Origin of the sequence: Neotabrizicola sp. VNH66 (assembly GCF_049445895.1) — a bacterium.
In the GTDB taxonomy this organism is placed as follows: domain Bacteria; phylum Pseudomonadota; class Alphaproteobacteria; order Rhodobacterales; family Rhodobacteraceae; genus Pseudogemmobacter.
Window position 1 is genome coordinate 26,791 of record NZ_JBMSDW010000006.1, and the last position, 16,674, is coordinate 43,464.

Below are 16,674 nucleotides of genomic sequence, written 5' to 3' on the forward strand. Positions count from 1 at the left end.
CCTATGTGCCTTGGCATTCCCGGCCGGATCACGGCCATCACCGACGAAGCCCGCCAGATGGCCATGGCCGAGGTTTCGGGTGTGCGGCGCGAGGTCAGCGTGGCCTGCGTCGCCGATGGCCCGCTGGAGGGGCTGATCGGCGCATGGGTGCTGATCCATGTGGGCTTTGCCATGGCCCGGATCGACGCCGATGAGGCCGCCCGCACGCTGGAGGCCCTGCGCGAACTGGGCGAGGCGCAGGAGACGCTGGACCAGATGGCGCAGGCCGATGAGGAGATGGCGCGATGAAATATGCCTCCGAATTCCGCGACCCGGTGGCGGCCAAGGGGCTGCTGTCGGCCATTGCCCGCATGGCCGACCGTCTGGGTGCCACGCGGGCAAAGCCCGTCCACATCATGGAAATCTGCGGCGGGCACACCCATTCGATCTTTCGCTACGGGTTGGACAAGCTGGTGCATGAAGGGGTGGAATTCATCCACGGCCCCGGCTGCCCGGTCTGCGTGCTGCCCCGCGCCCGGGTCGATGAATGCATCCAGATCGCCGAACGGCCCGGGGTGATCTTCACCACCTTCGGCGATGCGATGCGGGTGCCCGGCACGCAGAAATCTCTGTTGCAGGCCAAGGCGGCGGGGGCGGATATCCGCATGGTCTATTCGCCCTTGGACGCGCTGGCGCTGGCGCGCAAGAACCCCGACCGCGAGGTGGTGTTCTTCGGGCTGGGGTTCGAGACGACGACGCCCTCCACCGCGCTGGCCATCCAGCAGGCCGCGCGCGAGGGGCTGGGGAATTTCAGCGTGTTCTGCAACCACATCACCGTGCCCGAACCGATCAAGGCGCTGCTGAACGACCCCGACATGGTGCTGGACGGGTTCATCGGGCCGGGCCACGTGTCGATGGTCATTGGCATTCACCCCTATGATTTCATTGCCGAGACCTATGCGAAGCCCATCGTCGTGGCGGGGTTCGAGCCGACCGATCTGCTGCAATCGGTGCTGATGGTGCTGACCCAGATCGCCGAAGGTCGGGCGGCGGTGGAAAACCAATATGCCCGCGTGGTGCCCGAGCATGGCAATGCGGTCAGCCTTGCCGCCATCGCCGATGTCTATGAACGCCGCCCCAGTTTCGAATGGCGGGGTTTGGGAGAGATCGACGCCTCGGGCCTGCGGATCCGTCCGGCCTATGCCGCCTTTGATGCCGAAGAGAAATTCGGCATCGGCTATGCCGCCGGGCCGCGGGTGGTGGAGGAGCCGGAGGGCTGTGCCTGCGGGGCTGTGATGACGGGGCGGATGAAGCCCACGCAATGCCCGCAATTCGGCAAGGGCTGCACCCCCGACATGCCCTTGGGTGCGCTGATGGTCAGTTCCGAAGGCGCCTGCGCGGCCTATTGGCAATATGGCGGCGCGCGGGTGGCGGCCGAGTAAGGGGGCGCTGCCCCCCTCCTGCTGCGCAGGAGTCCCCCGGGATATTTGAGGACAGAAAATGGATGGCGGTTCGGTGAAAAGGCTGCGCGACACGCATGTGACCCTGTCGCATGGCGGCGGCGGGCGGGCGATGCGCGATCTGATCGAAGCGGTGTTCCTGCCTGCCTTTGGCCCCGGCTCGGGCGAGGATCAGGCGCGGCTGGTGTCGGCGGCGCTGGCGGAACCGGGGGCGCGGCTGGCGATGACGACGGACAGCTTCGTGGTGACCCCGCTGGAATTTCCGGGCGGCGACATCGGCAAGCTGGCCATCTGCGGCACGGTGAACGATCTGGCGGTGGGCGGTGCGCGGCCCCTGTGGCTGTCGGCGGCCTTTATCATCGAGGAAGGTTGCGAGCTGGCGCTGTTGCAGCGCGTGGTGGCGACCATGGCCGAAGAGGCCGCGAAGGCCGGAGTGCAGATCGTGACCGGCGACACCAAGGTGGTGGGTCGCGGGCAGGCGGACGGCCTTTTCATCACCACGGCGGGGGTAGGGGTGATCCCGCCCGGCCGTGATCTGGGGGCGGTGCGGATCCGGCCCGGCGATGTGGCGCTGGTGAACGGCGTGCTGGGCGACCATGGTGCCGCCATTCTGGCGGCGCGGGGCGATCTGGCCTTGTCCACCGACCTGACCTCGGACTGTCAGGGGCTGGGCCATCTGATGGAGGCGGTGCTGGCCGTGGCCGATGTGCGCGCGGCTCGCGATGCGACGCGGGGGGGCCTCGCCTCGGCCCTGAACGAGATGGCCGAGGCGGCGGGCGCGGGTATGGTCATCGACGAGACCGCGCTGCCCCTGCGCGACGAGGTGCGCGGCGTATGCGAGATTCTGGGGCTCGATCCCCTCTATCTGGCGAATGAGGGGACTTTGGTGCTGTTCGTGCCCGAAGATCAGGCGGCGGCCGCGCTGGCGGCGATGCGTGCCCGGCCCGAAGGGGCAGGGGCGGCGATCATCGGCCGGGCGGTGGCGGCCCATCCGGGGCAGGTCCGGATGACCACCGCCTTTGGCGGCAGCCGGATCGTGGACATGCTGGTGGGTGAGCAGTTGCCCCGGATCTGCTGAAAACGGACCTGCTGAACGCTAAAAGGTTTCCTGCACGCGGAGGTGGACATGCGCGGGCGCGTCATCGTCATGGCTGTGGGTGTGCACCTCAGCCTCGACCGGAACCAGATGCAGCGCCCCGTGCAGGATGCCGCGTTCCAGAAACAGCCCCTCGGCATAATCGGTGACGGATCCCACCGTGCCGCGCATCACCACCACATCCACCGTGCTGGAATGGTCCACCGGCACCGACAGCGCGGCCACTGTCTGGTCGTGCCGGTCCAGCCGTCCTTGCGGCACCCGGCGGCCCAGATCGCGCACGGAATGATCAATCGCATAAGAGACCACGCCATAGCAGCCCGCAGAATCGCGGTCGCGGTTGCGGGCGGCCAGACCGCGGCGCACAAGATCGCGGATGGCCTCGGACCGGTTGAACGCGCCCGAGGCGTCGATATGGGCGTCCAGTTCGGCGACAAGGTCGTCGTCCATGGTGATCGTGATCCGCTGCATCCGGCCCTCCTGTGCGGGGCCATGGTAGGGCGGCGCGAGGCGGGGGGAAAGCGGCAGATTGAGGCTTGCACCGGGGACGCCGCTGTGTATGATTTTCTAAATAATAAATCATACTGGAGATTGCCCATGCGACTCGCCCCCCTTGCCGCGCTGGTTCTGCTGGCGGCCCCGGCGCAGGCGCATTTCCTGCAGCTGATCCCGTCCGCCGATGTGCTGCCCGAAGGCGGGGCGGTGGATCTGGCGCTGACCTTCACCCATCCGTTCGATGGCGGGCCGGTGATGCAGATGGACCGCCCGGTGCGGTTCGGGATGATCCGGGGCGACGCGGCGGTGGATCTGCTGCCCGCGCTGACCGAAGGGCAGGTGGACGGCGCTTCGGTCTGGTCGGCCAGGGTCGATCTGGCGGAACCCGGCCCGGCGCTGTTCTATGTGGAACCCGCGCCCTATTGGGAACCGGCCGAGGGCGTGATGATCGTGCATTACACCAAGGTTCTGGTCGACAGCTACGCCAGTGGCGAGGGCTGGGACACGCCCGCGGGCCTGCCGGTGGAAATCCTGCCGCTGACCCGGCCCACCGGGCTTTGGGCCGGGAACAGCTTTACCGGGGTGGTGACGAAGGGTGGCCAGCCCGTCCCCCATGCCGAGGTCGAGGTGGAATTCATCAACGATGGCAGCGTGACCGCGCCAAATGATGCCTTCATTACCCAGGTGCTGAAGGCCGATGCGAATGGCACCTTCACCTATGCCATGCCGCGGGCGGGCTGGTGGGGATTTGCCGCGCTGATCGAAGGCGATGCGCCGATGGCCAGCCCCGACGGGGCCGAGGTTCCGGTGGAAGAGGGCGCGCTGATCTGGGTGAAGACCACCGCGATGGGGGCGAACTGAGATGGCGCATATTCAGGACGGCGTTTTGTCTGCCCCGGTTCTGGCGGGCGGCGCGGTCCTGACCGTGGCGCTTTGTGCATGGTCGATGCGCGGGGCCTCTGACCGGGCGGTCACGCGGGCCGCAGTGCTGGGGTCGGTGTTCTTTGCCGGGTCGATGCTGGCCATTCCGGTGGGGCCATCTTCGGTCCATCTGATGTTCGCCGGGCTGATGGGGCTGATCATCGGCCCCCTGGCGGTGCCCGCGGTGCTGGCGGCCCTTGTGCTGCAACTGGTGCTGTTCGGCTTTGGCGGGGTCACGACCCTGGGCGTCAATGCGTTCAACATCGCCATGCCGGGGGTGCTGGCGGGCATGGTGCTGGCCGGGCCGGTGCGGCGGGCGGGGCCTGGCGGTGCTGCGGTCTTGGCGGGCCTCGGCGCCGGGCTGGCGGTTCTGGGCACGGCGGGGCTGGTGGCGCTGTCGCTTGCCCTGTCGGAAAGCGCCTATCTGCCTGCCGCGCGGGTGCTGGCGCTGACCTATCTGCCTCTGGCCCTGATCGAGGCGGCGGTGGCCGCGGCCGCTGTGGGCTATCTGCACCGGGCGCATCCGGGCGACTGGCAGGCGGTGCCGGGATGAGGGGGCTGGCCATCCTTCTTCTGGCGCTGGCCCTGCCGCAGGCAGCGCTGGCGCACAAGCTGCGGGTCTTTGCCGCGGTCGAGGACGGGGCCGTGACGGGATATGCCTTCTTCGTCGGCGGCGGGCGGCCGCAGGATGTGCCATGGCAGATCACCGATGCCACGGGCGCCGTGCTGGCGGAAGGGCGGACCGATGATGCGGGCGTCTATCGCTGGACCCCGCCTGCGCCGCAGGATCTGACCGTGACGGTCAATGCCGAGGACGGCCATTTCGCCAGCGCCACGCTGACCGCCGCGCGGTTTGGCGGGCAGGAGGCGCCCCCGGTGGCGCAGCCGGAAACACCGGCGGTGACCGCCCCTGCACCGGACGATGAGGCGGTGGCCGCCGCCGTCCGGCGCGAGATGCTGCCGCTGCTGGAGCGGATCGAGGAGATGGATAACCGGCTGCGGTTCACCGATGTGATCTCGGGCGTGTTCCTGATCCTGGGCGCGGCGGGGGCCTATCTGGGTCTGCGCGGGCGAAGGGGCGGCGGATGAGCCTTGTCGACCACAGCCCGCTGCGGCGGCCCCTCGCGGCCAAGGATGACCTGCGGTTGCCGCTCCTGCTGGTGGCGGTGGCGGCCGTCGGGATCTCCGCGCTGCACAGCCTGCCCGCCATCGGGCTGGCGCTGGCGGCGGCGGTCGCGCTGGTGCTGACCCGACGGGTGGACCGGGCCGCGGTGCTGCACCGGATGGCGCACGTCGAGGGCTTTGTGCTGGTGCTTGTGGCGTTTCTTTGCGTGACGGTGCCCGGGGCGCCGGTCGTAGTGCTCGGGCCGCTGACGGTCACGGATGCGGGATTGACCCATGCGCTGGTGCTGGGCGGGCGGATCAATGCGATGGTGCTGATCCTGCTGGCGCTGCTGGGCCGCGCTGCGCCGGAACATCTGGGCCGGTCCTTGGCCGCGCTTGGCGCGCCGCAGCGTTTCGTCCGGCTCATGGAACTCCTCTGGCGGCACAGCCACACGGCCCGCGCCGCCCTGCACCGCCAGCGCGAGGCGATGCGCGCCCGCGGCTTTCGCCCCGGCGCCGGACCGCACGGGTTGCGCAGTTTCGGCCATCTGATCGGCGGGGCCCTGTCGCGGGCGATGCTGCGGGCGGAACGGGTGGAGGAGGCGATCCGCCTGCGCGGCGGACGCAGCGCGGACCCGGCACCGATGCCGCCGATGACCGGCGCGGCGCGCGCGGTGCTGGTCGTGGCCGCGCTGGCGATGCTGGCGCTTGTACTCTGGGACCGGCTGGCGTGACCGCGCCCGTGCTGGAAATTGCCGGGGCCGAGGCGCAGCGCGACGGGCGCCGCCTCTGGCACGGCCTCTCGCTGACGCTGCGACCGGGACAGAGGGTGGTGGTGGGCGGCGCGAACGGGGCGGGCAAGACCACGCTCCTGCGCGCTTTGGTTGGCCTCCATCCGCTGGCCGCGGGCGAGGTGCGGTTCCACGGCGCCCCCTGCCGGACCGAGGCGCAGTTCCGCCCGCTGCGGCTGCGGGTGGGGTTCCTGTTTCAGGACCCCGACGACCAGTTGTTCAGCCCGACCGTGGCCGAGGATGTGGCTTTCGGCCCGCTCAATCAGGGCCTGTCCCGGGCTGAGGCGCAGGCCCGCGCGATGCGGCAACTGGCGGTCATGGGGCTGGCGCATCTGGCGGACCGGCCGGTGCATCGCCTGTCCGGCGGGGAAAAACGGCTGGTCGGGCTGGCGGGCCTGTTGGTCATGCAGCCCGAGGTCCTGCTGCTGGATGAACCCACGGCGGGGCTGGATGCCGATGCCGAAGCGCGGCTGATGGCGCTGCTGGACGATTGCCCCGCGGCGCAGCTGATCATATCCCATGATGCCGGGCTGGCCGCCCGTTTGGGGGCAGCCAGCCTGCATCTGTCCCCTGCGGGACTGGCCGAGGGTCAGCCCAGATAGCGCCGCAGCGTGGCCGCAGTGCCTTCGGCCCAAAGCTGCCGCAGCCAGCCTTCAAAGGCGCGGGCAAAGGCCGGGTTCGCCGCCGTGTCGCCATAAACCGCGGGCTGATCCAGCCAGACCGAGGGCTCCGCCCGGGCCGAAAGGGCGCGGTCGTTCAGCGCGTCCCAGTTCGGGTCGTTGGGCGGAATCGGCGTGCCCTTGTCGGTGCTGCCCGCGCAGTAGCGACACCACAAGGCCGAGACCAGTGCCAGCCCGCGCACAGACCCGCCCGCCGCCAGGGCATCGCGCACCGAGGGCACGATGAACTTCGGCTGCCGGTTCGACCCGTCCAGACACAGGCGGCGTTCGGTATCCGCCACCTCCGGGTTCGAGAAGCGCGAGCGGATCAGCCGGTAGTAGGCCGGAATGTCGGTATCGGGCACGGGGGGGACGTAGGGAATGACCTCCTCCGTCTCGACCTTGTCCAGAAAGGCGCTGATCAGCGGGTTCGCCATCGCCTCATGCACATATTCGATGTCCATGAGGCCGCCCGGATAGGCGATGATCGCATGGCCGCCGTTCAGGATGCGGATTTTCATCATCTCATAGGCGTGGACATGGTCGCTGAAGGTGACGCCCACTTGCTCCAGCGGCGGGCGACCTTGCGGGAAGTGATCTTCGACCACCCATTGCCGGAACGGCTCACAGGTGACGGGAACGGGGTCGGTCAGGCCGAAACTTTCGGCCATGGCGCGTTCGCGCGGGCCGGTGGCGGGGGTGATGCGGTCCACCATGCCGTTGGGAAAGGCGACATTGGCGTCGATCCATGCCGCAAGCTCCGGGTCGGACAGCCGGGCGGTGCCCACCACGGCGTTGCGCGTGACCTGCCCGTTGCCGGGCAGGTTGTCGCAGCACATCACGGTAAAGGGCGGCTGGCCGGCGGCGCGGCGGGCCTTCAGCGCGGCCACGATGGCGCCGAAGGCGGTGCCGGGGGTCGAGGGGTTGGCGGCATCGGCCATGATCTCGGGCGCGGTCGGATCAAAGGCGCCGGTGGCGGCGTCGATGAAATAGCCTCCCTCGGTCACGGTCAGGCTGACGATACGGATGGCCGGGTCGGTCATCGCGGCGATCAGCGGGCCATTCCCGGCCTCGACCGGCAGAAAGTCGATCATCGCGCCCACCCGGCGGCAGGTCTTTCCGGCCGGATCCAGCTCGATCACGGTGGACAGGCAATCCTGCGCCTTCAGCGCATCGCGCATCCGGGCATCGGGCGCGCGGACCCCGGCGCCGATGATCGCCCAGTCATGGCCCAGACCCTGATTGAACAGGTCGTCCAGATAGACGGCCATATGCGCGCGGTGAAAGTTGCCCAGCCCGATATGGACGATGCCCGGGGTCAGGCGGCTGCGGTCGTATTGGGGGAGGGTTACGGTCATCTGAGTGTGGGGCATGATCAGGCCATCCAGTTGCCGCCGTCCACGCCGAAGCATTGGGCGACGATGTAGTCGGCTTCGGGCGTGGCAAGAAACACCGCCATGCCCGTCAGGTCTGCGGCGGTGCCCATCCGGCCAAAGGGCACGGCGGCACCGACCTCATGCTTCTTCTGGCCGGGGGCTTTGCCTTCGTATTTGGCAAAGAAGCTGTCCACCCCGTCCCAATGTTCGCCGTCCACCACCCCGGGGGCGATGGCATTGACGTTGATTCCGTGCTGGATCAGCCCCAGCCCCGCGCTTTGCGTCAGGCTGATGACCGCGGCCTTGGACGCGCAGTAGACGGCCACCAGCCCCTCACCCCGGCGCCCGGCCTGAGAGGCCATGTTGATGATCCTGCCGCCCTGACCGCGCGCGATCATGTGGCGCGCGGCGGCCTGCATCGGAAACAGCGTGCCCGAGACATTGACGGCGAAAACCCGGTCGTAATCGGCACGGGTGATTTCCGCGATGGGCGCGGCGGTGAAGAGGGCGGCGTTGTTCACCAGAATGTCCAGCTTGCCCATGCGGGCAATGGCCTGGGCAAAGCCTGTGTCGATGCTGGCCTGATCGGTCACATCCATCTGCACGGCATGGGCCATCGGACCAAGCGCGGCCGCCGCCGCCTCGGCCGCGGCGCCGTTGATATCGGCCAAGGTGACCTGTGCGCCTTCGGCGATATAGGCCCGGGCGAATTCCAGCCCGATGCCGCGTGCGGCGCCGGTGATCAGCGCCGCCTTTCCTGCCAGCCGTGTCACAATGCCATTCCCTTGTCGTCGAAGCGGTGGATCTTGCCCGCGGGGGCCAGCCGGATGGTCTGGCCGTGATGAACGCCCACCTCGCCCGGCGCGCGGACGTTGATGGTGCCCATGCCGGGAACTTCCACCTTGATGAAGCTGTCTGAGCCGAGGTGTTCCGACAGGCCGACCACGCCCTCCCACGGGCCGTCCCCCACGGTGATATGCTCGGGCCGGACACCAATCGTATGGGCGCCGTGCTTCGCCGCCTCAGACCCGGAGATGAAGTTCATCTTGGGGCTGCCGATGAAGCCTGCAACGAACAGGTTGCGCGGATGGGCATAAAGCTCCAGCGGGGCGCCGACCTGTTCGATGCGGCCCGCATTCAGCACGACGATCTTGTCGGCCATGGTCATGGCTTCGACCTGATCGTGGGTCACATAAATCATCGTCGTCTTCAGAGACTGGTGCAGTTCGCTGATTTCCTGCCGCATGGTCACGCGCAACGCGGCATCAAGGTTCGACAGCGGCTCGTCGAACAGAAAGGCCGCGGGTTCGCGCACGATGGCACGGCCGATGGCGACGCGCTGGCGCTGCCCGCCCGACAGCTGGCCCGGACGGCGGTTGAGATAGCTGGTCAGGTTCAGGATGCGGGCGGCGTTCTCGACCTTGCGCTCCTGCTCGGCCTGCGGAAGCTTTGCCATCTTCAGCGGGAAGGCGATGTTCTTGCGCACCGTCATATGCGGGTAAAGCGCATAGCTCTGGAACACCATGGCCAGCCCGCGTTCGGCGGGGGGCGCATGGGTCGCATCGCGCCCGTCGATGTCGATCCGCCCGGCGGAGATATCCTCCAGCCCGGCGATCAGCCGCAGAAGGGTGGATTTCCCGCAGCCCGAGGGGCCGACAAAGACGACGAACTCGCCATCGTTGATCTGCAGGTCCAGGGGCGGGATGACGTGAACTTCGCCAAAGCTTTTGGTCACGGAGGAAAGGGTGATCTGTCCCATGATTTACCTCACTTCACCGCGCCGAAGGTCAGACCGCGGACGAGTTGCTTCTGGCTGAACCAGCCAAGGATCAGGATCGGCGCGATTGCCATGGTGCTGGCCGCCGAGAGTTTCGCGTAGAACAGGCCCTGCGGCGCCGAGAAGCTGGCGATGAAGGCCGACAGGGGCGCTGCCTTGGTGGTGGTCAGCGTGATGGTCCAGAACGCCTCGTTCCAGGCGAGGATGACGTTCAGGAGCAGGGTGGAGGCGATGCCCGGAATGGCCATCGGCGTCAGCACATAGATGATTTCGTTCCAGAGGCTGGCGCCGTCCATGCGGGCCGCCTCAAGGATCTCGCCGGGGATTTCCTTGAAGTAGGTGTAAAGCATCCAGACGATGATCGGCAGGTTCATCAGCATCAGCGCCAGAACAAGGCCGATCCGGGTGTCCATCAGCCCGACCCGCTGGAACACCAGATAGAGCGGCACCATGACGGCCACGGCGGGCATCATCTTGGTGGACAGCATCCACATCAGCAGATCCTTGGTCCGGCGCCCCGGCACGAATGCCATGGACCATGCGGCGGGAATGGCGAAGACCAGCCCCAGCAGGGTAGAGCCGAGCGAGATGACGACCGAGTTCCAGAAGAACCGCGGATAGTCGGACCGCGACCAGACTTCGGCATAGTTCTCCAGCGTCCAGTCCGCGGTGAACAGCTGCGGCGGCACCGCCACGGCCGAGGATTCGGTCTTGAAGCTGGTCAGGATCATCCAGAGGACGGGAAAGAAGATCAGCAGCGCGACGGACCATGCGGCCAGCGTCATCAGCAGCTTTCGGCGGGGGGAAACGGCACGGGCCATGGGAAATCCTCCTCACGCGTCCAGATGGCGGCCAATGCCGCGCATCAGGAAATAGGCGACGATATTGGCCAGAATGACCGCGATGATGCCCCCGGCCGCGGCACGGCCAATGTCCTTGGCCACGATGGCCTGTTTGAAGATCATGTAGGGGAGCGTGGTCGACGCCGATCCCGGCCCGCCCTGCGTGGTGGTGAAGATCTCGCCGAAGATGCCCAGAAGGAAGATCGTCTCGATCAGGATCACCACGGTGATCGCCCGGGTCATATGCGGCAGGATGATGTGGCGGAAACGGTTCAGCCCGTTCGCCCCGTCCATCTCGGCCGCCTCCAGCTGCTCGGACGACAGGGATTGCAGCGCGGTCAGCAGGATCAGCGTGGCAAAGGGCAGCCATTCCCAACTGACGATGCCGATGACCGACAGCATGGGATACTGCTCCAGAAACAGGATCGGGTCATAGCCCAGACCCTGCGCCGCCGCCGCGAAGAGCCCGTTCTGCGGGTGCATGAACAGGTTCTCCCAGATCGACGCGGCCACCGGCGGCATCACGAAGAAGGGCGCGATGACCAGGATGCGCAGGATGCCCTGTCCCTTGACCGGCTGATCGATCAGCAGCGCGATCAGCGTGCCCAGAACCACGGTGATGATCAGGACGCCCCCCACCAGCGCCAGCGTGTTGAACAGCGCCAGCCAGAAATCGGGGGCCTTGAAGAACCAGGTGTAATTGCTGAACCCCACCCAGCCCGTCCGGTCCGGCGACAGCAGCCGGTAGAGACGGAACGAGAAGTAAAGGGTCATCGCCAGCGGGACGATCATCCAGACGAAAAGCACAAGGACCGAGGGGGCAACCATCAGCCGCGCGGCTGTCCGGGTCGATTGCGTGGACATGGGCGGGTCTCCGGGAAGGGGGCTCTGCACCGGCGGGGCGCAGGGTGCGCGCGCCGGGATGCGGACAGGTCATCAGGGCAGAGGGGGGCGCGGACGGGGATGGCCACCCGCGCCCCACGCAGAGTGCCCGGGCCCGGAGGAGGGCGGGCCCGGACGGTGCGTTCTTACTTGATGTAACCGGCGGAGGTCATCTCGTCGGTGACGGCGGCCTGCGCTTCGGACAGCGCCTGATCCGAGGTCTTCTGCCCGGCCAGCGCGGCCGAGAAGATTTCGCCCACGGTGGTGCCCATCCCTGCGAATTCCGGAATGGCCACGAACTGGACGCCGACATAGGGCACCGGCTTGACCGTCGGATGCGTCGGATCAGCCGAGTTGATCGAATCCAGAGTCATCTTGGCGAAGGGAACCTTGGCATATTCCTCGTTCATATAAAGCGAGGTGCGGGTGCCCGGGGGAACGTTGGCCCAGCCTTCCTTGCTGGCGACAAGGGCAAGGTAATCCTTGTTCGTGGCCCAGTTGATGAAGGTCTTGGCGGCGTCCTGCTTTTGCGACGACGACGGGATGGCCAGCGACCATGCCCAGAGCCAGTTGCCCCGCTTGCCCAGACCATTGTCGGGGGCCAGCGCAAAGCCGACCTGATCGGCTACGGTGGAATCCTTGCCGGTCACGAAGCTGGCGGCGACGGTGGCGTCGATCCACATGCCGCACTTGCCTTGGTTGAACAGGGTCAGGTTTTCGTTGAACCCGTTGTTCGATGCGCCGGGCGGGCCGTAGTTGTTCATCAGGTTCAGGTAGAAGTCGAGCGTGGCCTTCCATTCCGGCTGGTCGAACTGCGGGACCCAGGCCTCGTCGAACCAGCGCGCCCCGAACGAATTCGACATGGCGGTCAGGAAGGCCATGTTCTCGCCCCAGCCCGCCTTTCCGCGCAGGCAGACGCCGTAGATGCCCGCGGATTTGTCGGTCATCGCGGCCGCGGCCTTCTCGATCTCGGCCCAGGTGGGGGCGTCGGGCATGGTCAGCCCGGCCTTTTCCATCAGGTCCTTGCGATACATCACCATCGAGCTTTCGCCATAGAAGGGCGAGGCCATCAGGTTGCCGTCCACGGTCAGACCGCCACGGATGGCGGGCAGAAGGTCGTCCACGTCATATTCGGCAGGCAGATCGTTCAGGCTGACCAGCCAGCCCTGCTTGCCCCAGATCGGAACCTCATAGGTGCCGATGGTCATCACGTCATATTGCCCGCCGCCGGTGGCGATGTCGGTCGTCACGTTCTGGCGCAGGACGTTCTCTTCCAGCGTGACCCACTCGACCTTGATGTCGGGGTGCTTGGCATAGAAGTCGTCCATCAGACCCTGCATGCGGATCATGTCGCCATTGTTCACGGTGGCCACGGTGATGGTGGTTTCGGCCATCGCGGCCCCCGAAAGGGCAAGCGCCGCCGACGCGCCAAACAGCGCGCGAAGGGTGATTTTCATGTGTCTCCTCCCAAACAAGCGAATGAGCAATTGATCGCTTGATGGGCAAATACTCACACATAGCCGTGATCCGTCAAGCCCCCTCTTCCGCCGCAATTGCGAAGGTGAGAGAGGGTCAGCGATGCGCGAGTAGGGCTGTGGCTGTCAGCTCGTCGGTGATCAACTTGTTGATGATGCGCGATTTCAGCGCACCGAACAGGGCGGGCACCTTGCTTGCACCTGCGGCAATGCCATAGGAGGGCCGGTCAAGTCCGGGTGTCACGCGGACCCCGCCGGTGCGGCGGTTGGTGCCCACGTCCAGATAATTCCCCTCCGAATCGAAGACCCAGCCCGCCACTTCGCCCGCCGCCCCCGCGGCCCGCATCTCGGCCAGTTCCGACCGGGTGACGAAGCCGTCTTTCAGCAGGGGGGCATCCTCGGACATCTGGCCCACGCCGACAAAGATCACATCCGCTCGCCGTGCCAGATCCACCACCCGCGCCACCGGCGGCAAGGCGTGAAAGGCCGCGGTCTCTTCGGGGGTCGGGCTGATCACGGGGACCGGCATCGGGTAATGCGGCGCGCGCACCTTGTCGGCGATGCGCATGACCACATCAAAGAAACTCGCCTGTCCGTCCGGCGCGATATTCCCGATCAGCGAGACGATGCGGTGCTGTTCCGCCTCCATCGGCGTCAGCGCATCCACCATCCCGCGCAGCGCCCGCCCGGTGCCAAGCGCGATCACCCGGGGTTCAGGCTGGCGCAGCACCCGCTCCAGCTCGGCCGCGGCGGCGCCGGAGATGGCGACGACCGGATCGGCCCCCGGCCCCAGCGAGGGCATGACCCGGCAGCGGTTCAGGCCGAACCTGTCGCGCAGGGCGGTTTCCAGATCCAGACAGGCGCCGATCCGGTGGTTCAGCCGGACATGGATCAGCCCCTCGGCCATGGCGCGGCTGACAAGGCGCTGCGCCCGCTGGCGGCTGATGCCCAGTTCGGTGGCGATCTGGTCCTGCGTCATGCCGCCCACGTAATACAGCCAGCCCGCGCGGGCGGCGTCATCCTGCGGGGTGGGGTCGGTGTCGCTGCGGCTCATGATGCCCTCCTGAATTCCGGGGCGAGGGTGTAGAAATCGGCAAAGGCGGCAAAGCGCCGTTCGGGGCGCGCGTCGTCCGGCTCGTCGGGCGTCTCCGGTCCCATATGGCTGCCGCCGGTGAAACGCCAGACCCGCATGCCCGCGGCCAGCGCGGCGCGGATGCCGGTCAGGCTGTCCTCGATCACCAGACAGCGGGCGGGATCGGCCCCCATCTGCGCGGCCGCGAACAGGAACAGGTCCGGCGCGGGTTTGCCGCGGGCGACCTGACTGGCGGTGAAGGTAACCTGTCCCAGACGGTCCCACAGCCCGACCAGCCGCAGCGACATCTCCACCCGCCGGGGCGAGGAGGAGGTGGCCACGCAGACGGGCAGGGCCAGCGCCTCCAGCATGGCGGCCACGCCGGGCATGATCCGCAGGTCCCGCTCGAACGCTTCCAGCAGGCGGTCGCGGTAGCGCGCCTCGAACTCGGGCGGCAGGTCCAGCCCGAATTCCCGCCGGATTGTCGCCATCACGGTCGGATAGCTGCGGCCCAGAAAGTGCCGCGCCACATAGGGCAGGTCGATCGCCACGCCCAGACGGGCCAGTTCATCCACCAGCATGCGGGCGCTGATGATCTCGCTGTCGATCAGCACGCCGTCGCAGTCAAGGATGAGGAGATCGGGGATCGGAAGGTCGGCCATGATGGCGCCACTAGGCCGCATCCGGGTGGGTTTGCGCAAGACGGATGTGAAAACCGTTTCCCGGCCGTCGCAGTCCAAGGGTAAAGCGGCGCGGTTGCGGGGACGGGGCGGTCAGTGCCATGATAGGCAGGACCGCGGCCTTGCCGCCGACGCAAGAAGGAGTTGACCCATGCGCACCCGCGCCGCCGTTGCAGTTGCTGCCGGCAAGCCCCTTGAAATCATGGAAGTGAACCTTGAAGGCCCGAAACGGGGCGAGGTTCTGGTCGAGATCAAGGCCACCGGCATCTGCCACACCGACGAATTCACCCTGTCGGGCGCCGATCCGGAGGGGATTTTCCCCTCGATCCTTGGCCATGAAGGCGCAGGCGTTGTGATTGAGGTGGGGGAGGGCGTCACCACCCTGAAGCCGGGCGATCACGTCATCCCGCTGTACACCCCGGAATGCCGGGAATGCCCGTCGTGCCTGTCGCGCAAAACCAACCTCTGCACCGCGATCCGCGCGACCCAGGGGCAGGGCCTGATGCCCGACGGTACCACCCGTTTCAGCATGCTGGATGGCACGCCGATCTATCACTACATGGGCTGCTCGACCTTTGCGAACCACACGGTTCTGCCGGAAATCGCGCTGGCCAAGGTGGACCCCGAGGCGCCCTTCGACAAGATCTGCTACATCGGCTGCGGCGTGACTACCGGCATCGGTGCGGTGCTGAACACCGCCAAGGTCGAGATCGGCGCCAAGGCGGTGGTCTTCGGTCTGGGCGGCATCGGGCTGAACGTGATTCAGGGCCTGAAGATGGCCGGGGCCGACATGATCATCGGCGTGGACCTGAACAACGACAAGAAGGAATGGGGCGAGAAGTTCGGGATGACGCATTTCGTCAATCCGAAAGAGATTGAAGGTTCCGTCGTTCAGCACATCGTCGATCTGACCAAGACCCCCTTCGACAAGATCGGCGGCGCGGATTACTCGTTCGACTGCACCGGCAATGTGAAGGTCATGCGGGACGCGCTGGAATGCACGCACCGCGGCTGGGGCCAGTCGATCATCATCGGCGTGGCGCCTGCGGGTGCGGTGATCGAAACCCGGCCGTTCCAGCTGGTCACCGGGCGGGTCTGGAAAGGCACGGCCTTTGGCGGGGCGCGTGGCCGGACCGATGTGCCGCAGATCGTCGACTGGTACATGCAGGGCAAGATCGAGATCGATTCCATGATCACCCACACGCTGAAGCTGGAAGACATCAACAAGGGCTTCGACCTGATGCATGAGGGCAAGTCGATCCGCGCGGTGGTGGTCTATTGATCGCCGCCCTTTGCCCCTGATCCGGCGCGGCGCTGGCCCTGTCCCGCGCTGCACCCCATGGCGGAACGGCCATCCGGCACCGCCATGATGACAATGAAATCGCTGCGCCGAAAATGAAAAAGGCCGCCGAAGCGACCTGTTTTCAAACACTTAGGAAGTGTAAATTGGTGGAGCCAGGGAGGATCGAACTCCCGACCTCTTGAATGCCATTCAAGCGCTCTCCCATCTGAGCTATGACCCCACCGAGGTACCGCAGTCTGTCTTCGTCTGCGATGCGGGCTATCTAGAATGCGGCGCGGGGGGGTGCAAGAGGAAAAATGCGGCCCCGCGCCGAAGTTTGTCAGACGTCTTCCTCGTCGCCGGGAACATCGGCCAGATCGTCCAGCGACACGTTGTCGTCGGCATCGTCTTCCAGCAGATCATCGTCCAGCTCGGCATCGTCCGAGGCGGCCGATTCCAGCAGGTCGTCATCGCCTTCCAGATCGTCGACCAGCGGATCGTCCTTTTCAGGCAGCACGCGCGAGATCACGGCGGCGGCCATCTTGCGGCGGGCGGATTCGATATCCACCACTTCGCCGGTATAGGGGCTGACGACGGGCGTGCGGTTCAGGTCGTAGAAACGCTTGCCGGTCGTGGGGCAGAGGCGCTTGGTGCCCCATTCTGCTTCGGGCATGGATAGTCCCCTCGTAATCGGGATCGTGAAGTGCGGCGGGCCTATGGCGGGGCCGCGGAACGCTGCCCCTTGCCATAGCTGCGGCTGGCTGTCAAAGCCTTTCGCAGCCC

19 protein-coding genes and 1 tRNA gene are annotated in these 16,674 nt (G+C 66.9%); 9 read left to right on the forward strand and 11 right to left on the reverse strand.

Features of this window, described 5'->3' with window-relative positions; genetic code table 11:
• Nucleotides 1-3: 3 nt before the first annotated feature.
• Genes ACO2Q5_RS10335 through hypE form a run of 3 tightly spaced genes read left to right on the forward strand, consistent with a single transcriptional unit; the run spans nucleotide 4 to nucleotide 2,517 of the window.
• Entirely contained in the window at nucleotides 4-288 is a 285-nt protein-coding gene (locus ACO2Q5_RS10335) for a HypC/HybG/HupF family hydrogenase formation chaperone (protein WP_423290633.1), read from the forward strand.
• Nucleotides 285-1,421: a hydrogenase formation protein HypD gene (gene hypD / locus ACO2Q5_RS10340; RefSeq protein WP_423290635.1), complete on the forward strand. Its 1,137-nt coding sequence runs from the start codon at nucleotides 285-287 to the stop codon at nucleotides 1,419-1,421. The genes ACO2Q5_RS10335 and hypD overlap by 4 nt, the downstream gene beginning before the upstream one ends.
• 58 nt (nucleotides 1,422-1,479) lie before the next feature.
• The gene (gene hypE / locus ACO2Q5_RS10345; protein ID WP_423290637.1) at nucleotides 1,480-2,517 is read left to right on the forward strand and encodes a hydrogenase expression/formation protein HypE; all 1,038 of its coding nucleotides are present in this window, start codon (nucleotides 1,480-1,482) and stop codon (nucleotides 2,515-2,517) included.
• Nucleotides 2,518-2,535: 18 nt separating this feature from the next.
• Here the strand turns inward: hypE and nikR are convergent, their stop codons facing one another.
• Nucleotides 2,536-3,006, reverse strand: coding sequence for a nickel-responsive transcriptional regulator NikR (nikR, locus tag ACO2Q5_RS10350; protein ID WP_423290639.1), 471 nt, complete (start codon nucleotides 3,004-3,006; stop codon nucleotides 2,536-2,538).
• A 126-nt stretch (nucleotides 3,007-3,132) separates the two neighbouring features.
• Here nikR and ACO2Q5_RS10355 point away from each other — a divergent pair, with 126 nt between their 5' ends.
• Genes ACO2Q5_RS10355 through ACO2Q5_RS10375 form a run of 5 tightly spaced genes read left to right on the forward strand, consistent with a single transcriptional unit; the run spans nucleotide 3,133 to nucleotide 6,448 of the window.
• On the forward strand, nucleotides 3,133-3,891 hold the full coding sequence (locus ACO2Q5_RS10355; protein ID WP_423290641.1) for a DUF4198 domain-containing protein: 759 nt from the start codon (nucleotides 3,133-3,135) through the stop codon (nucleotides 3,889-3,891).
• Between the two features lies 1 nt (nucleotide 3,892).
• Nucleotides 3,893-4,504 (forward strand): cobalt transporter CbiM, encoded by a 612-nt coding sequence (gene cbiM / locus ACO2Q5_RS10360; RefSeq protein WP_423290643.1) that lies wholly within the window; start codon nucleotides 3,893-3,895, stop codon nucleotides 4,502-4,504.
• A complete protein-coding gene (locus ACO2Q5_RS10365; RefSeq protein ID WP_423290645.1) occupies nucleotides 4,501-5,040 on the forward strand; it encodes a cobalamin biosynthesis protein CbiL in 540 nt (179 codons plus the stop codon). The genes cbiM and ACO2Q5_RS10365 overlap by 4 nt, the downstream gene beginning before the upstream one ends.
• Nucleotides 5,037-5,789 (forward strand): energy-coupling factor transporter transmembrane component T family protein, encoded by a 753-nt coding sequence (locus ACO2Q5_RS10370; RefSeq protein WP_423290647.1) that lies wholly within the window; start codon nucleotides 5,037-5,039, stop codon nucleotides 5,787-5,789. Before ACO2Q5_RS10365 ends, ACO2Q5_RS10370 begins: the two co-directional genes overlap by 4 nt.
• Nucleotides 5,786-6,448 carry an energy-coupling factor ABC transporter ATP-binding protein gene (locus ACO2Q5_RS10375; protein WP_423290649.1) on the forward strand — a complete coding sequence of 221 codons (663 nt, stop codon included), beginning with the start codon at nucleotides 5,786-5,788 and terminating at the stop codon, nucleotides 6,446-6,448. The genes ACO2Q5_RS10370 and ACO2Q5_RS10375 overlap by 4 nt, the downstream gene beginning before the upstream one ends.
• Here ACO2Q5_RS10375 and ACO2Q5_RS10380 read toward each other — a convergent pair.
• The 8 genes from ACO2Q5_RS10380 to ACO2Q5_RS10415 form a co-directional block, all read right to left on the reverse strand.
• Nucleotides 6,436-7,878 (reverse strand): mannitol dehydrogenase family protein, encoded by a 1,443-nt coding sequence (locus ACO2Q5_RS10380; RefSeq protein ID WP_423290651.1) that lies wholly within the window; start codon nucleotides 7,876-7,878, stop codon nucleotides 6,436-6,438. The genes ACO2Q5_RS10375 and ACO2Q5_RS10380 overlap by 13 nt on opposite strands.
• A gap of 2 nt (nucleotides 7,879-7,880) precedes the next feature.
• The gene (locus tag ACO2Q5_RS10385; RefSeq protein ID WP_423290653.1) at nucleotides 7,881-8,654 is read right to left on the reverse strand and encodes an L-iditol 2-dehydrogenase; all 774 of its coding nucleotides are present in this window, start codon (nucleotides 8,652-8,654) and stop codon (nucleotides 7,881-7,883) included.
• Nucleotides 8,651-9,640: an ABC transporter ATP-binding protein gene (locus ACO2Q5_RS10390; protein WP_423290655.1), complete on the reverse strand. Its 990-nt coding sequence runs from the start codon at nucleotides 9,638-9,640 to the stop codon at nucleotides 8,651-8,653. The genes ACO2Q5_RS10385 and ACO2Q5_RS10390 overlap by 4 nt, the downstream gene beginning before the upstream one ends.
• A gap of 8 nt (nucleotides 9,641-9,648) precedes the next feature.
• Nucleotides 9,649-10,479, reverse strand: a complete 831-nt coding sequence (locus ACO2Q5_RS10395; RefSeq protein ID WP_423290657.1) for a carbohydrate ABC transporter permease — start codon at nucleotides 10,477-10,479, stop codon at nucleotides 9,649-9,651.
• Nucleotides 10,480-10,491: 12 nt separating this feature from the next.
• Nucleotides 10,492-11,364, reverse strand: coding sequence for a carbohydrate ABC transporter permease (locus ACO2Q5_RS10400; protein WP_423290659.1), 873 nt, complete (start codon nucleotides 11,362-11,364; stop codon nucleotides 10,492-10,494).
• A gap of 164 nt (nucleotides 11,365-11,528) precedes the next feature.
• Nucleotides 11,529-12,839, reverse strand: coding sequence for an ABC transporter substrate-binding protein (locus tag ACO2Q5_RS10405; protein ID WP_423290661.1), 1,311 nt, complete (start codon nucleotides 12,837-12,839; stop codon nucleotides 11,529-11,531).
• 115 nt (nucleotides 12,840-12,954) lie between these two features.
• Entirely contained in the window at nucleotides 12,955-13,914 is a 960-nt protein-coding gene (locus tag ACO2Q5_RS10410; protein ID WP_423291103.1) for a sugar-binding transcriptional regulator, read from the reverse strand.
• Nucleotides 13,908-14,591 carry an HAD family hydrolase gene (locus ACO2Q5_RS10415; RefSeq protein ID WP_423290663.1) on the reverse strand — a complete coding sequence of 228 codons (684 nt, stop codon included), beginning with the start codon at nucleotides 14,589-14,591 and terminating at the stop codon, nucleotides 13,908-13,910. The genes ACO2Q5_RS10410 and ACO2Q5_RS10415 overlap by 7 nt, the downstream gene beginning before the upstream one ends.
• A gap of 169 nt (nucleotides 14,592-14,760) precedes the next feature.
• Here ACO2Q5_RS10415 and ACO2Q5_RS10420 point away from each other — a divergent pair, with 169 nt between their 5' ends.
• Entirely contained in the window at nucleotides 14,761-15,891 is a 1,131-nt protein-coding gene (locus ACO2Q5_RS10420; protein WP_423290665.1) for an S-(hydroxymethyl)glutathione dehydrogenase/class III alcohol dehydrogenase, read from the forward strand.
• Nucleotides 15,892-16,056: 165 nt separating this feature from the next.
• Here the strand turns inward: ACO2Q5_RS10420 and ACO2Q5_RS10425 are convergent.
• Together ACO2Q5_RS10425 and ACO2Q5_RS10430 are read right to left on the reverse strand one after the other, a co-directional pair.
• Nucleotides 16,057-16,132: transfer RNA gene (locus ACO2Q5_RS10425), tRNA-Ala, on the reverse strand.
• Nucleotides 16,133-16,231: 99 nt separating this feature from the next.
• On the reverse strand, nucleotides 16,232-16,564 hold the full coding sequence (locus ACO2Q5_RS10430) for a TIGR02300 family protein (RefSeq protein WP_423290667.1): 333 nt from the start codon (nucleotides 16,562-16,564) through the stop codon (nucleotides 16,232-16,234).
• Nucleotides 16,565-16,674 lie beyond the last annotated feature (110 nt).

Bases quoted from the DNA above. Each gene is read 5' to 3' on its own strand.
- ACO2Q5_RS10335 (WP_423290633.1), top strand. From the start codon at position 4: ATGTGCCTTGGCATTCCCGGCCGGATCACGGCCATCACCGACGAAGCC.
- hypD (WP_423290635.1), top strand. From the start codon at position 285: ATGAAATATGCCTCCGAATTCCGCGACCCGGTGGCGGCCAAGGGGCTG.
- hypE (WP_423290637.1), top strand. From the start codon at position 1,480: ATGGATGGCGGTTCGGTGAAAAGGCTGCGCGACACGCATGTGACCCTG.
- nikR (WP_423290639.1), bottom strand. From the start codon at position 3,006: ATGCAGCGGATCACGATCACCATGGACGACGACCTTGTCGCCGAACTG.
- ACO2Q5_RS10355 (WP_423290641.1), top strand. From the start codon at position 3,133: ATGCGACTCGCCCCCCTTGCCGCGCTGGTTCTGCTGGCGGCCCCGGCG.
- cbiM (WP_423290643.1), top strand. From the start codon at position 3,893: ATGGCGCATATTCAGGACGGCGTTTTGTCTGCCCCGGTTCTGGCGGGC.
- ACO2Q5_RS10365 (WP_423290645.1), top strand. From the start codon at position 4,501: ATGAGGGGGCTGGCCATCCTTCTTCTGGCGCTGGCCCTGCCGCAGGCA.
- ACO2Q5_RS10370 (WP_423290647.1), top strand. From the start codon at position 5,037: ATGAGCCTTGTCGACCACAGCCCGCTGCGGCGGCCCCTCGCGGCCAAG.
- ACO2Q5_RS10380 (WP_423290651.1), bottom strand. From the start codon at position 7,878: ATGCCCCACACTCAGATGACCGTAACCCTCCCCCAATACGACCGCAGC.
- ACO2Q5_RS10390 (WP_423290655.1), bottom strand. From the start codon at position 9,640: ATGGGACAGATCACCCTTTCCTCCGTGACCAAAAGCTTTGGCGAAGTT.
- ACO2Q5_RS10395 (WP_423290657.1), bottom strand. From the start codon at position 10,479: ATGGCCCGTGCCGTTTCCCCCCGCCGAAAGCTGCTGATGACGCTGGCC.
- ACO2Q5_RS10400 (WP_423290659.1), bottom strand. From the start codon at position 11,364: ATGTCCACGCAATCGACCCGGACAGCCGCGCGGCTGATGGTTGCCCCC.
- ACO2Q5_RS10405 (WP_423290661.1), bottom strand. From the start codon at position 12,839: ATGAAAATCACCCTTCGCGCGCTGTTTGGCGCGTCGGCGGCGCTTGCC.
- ACO2Q5_RS10415 (WP_423290663.1), bottom strand. From the start codon at position 14,591: ATGGCCGACCTTCCGATCCCCGATCTCCTCATCCTTGACTGCGACGGC.
- ACO2Q5_RS10420 (WP_423290665.1), top strand. From the start codon at position 14,761: ATGCGCACCCGCGCCGCCGTTGCAGTTGCTGCCGGCAAGCCCCTTGAA.
- ACO2Q5_RS10430 (WP_423290667.1), bottom strand. From the start codon at position 16,564: ATGCCCGAAGCAGAATGGGGCACCAAGCGCCTCTGCCCCACGACCGGC.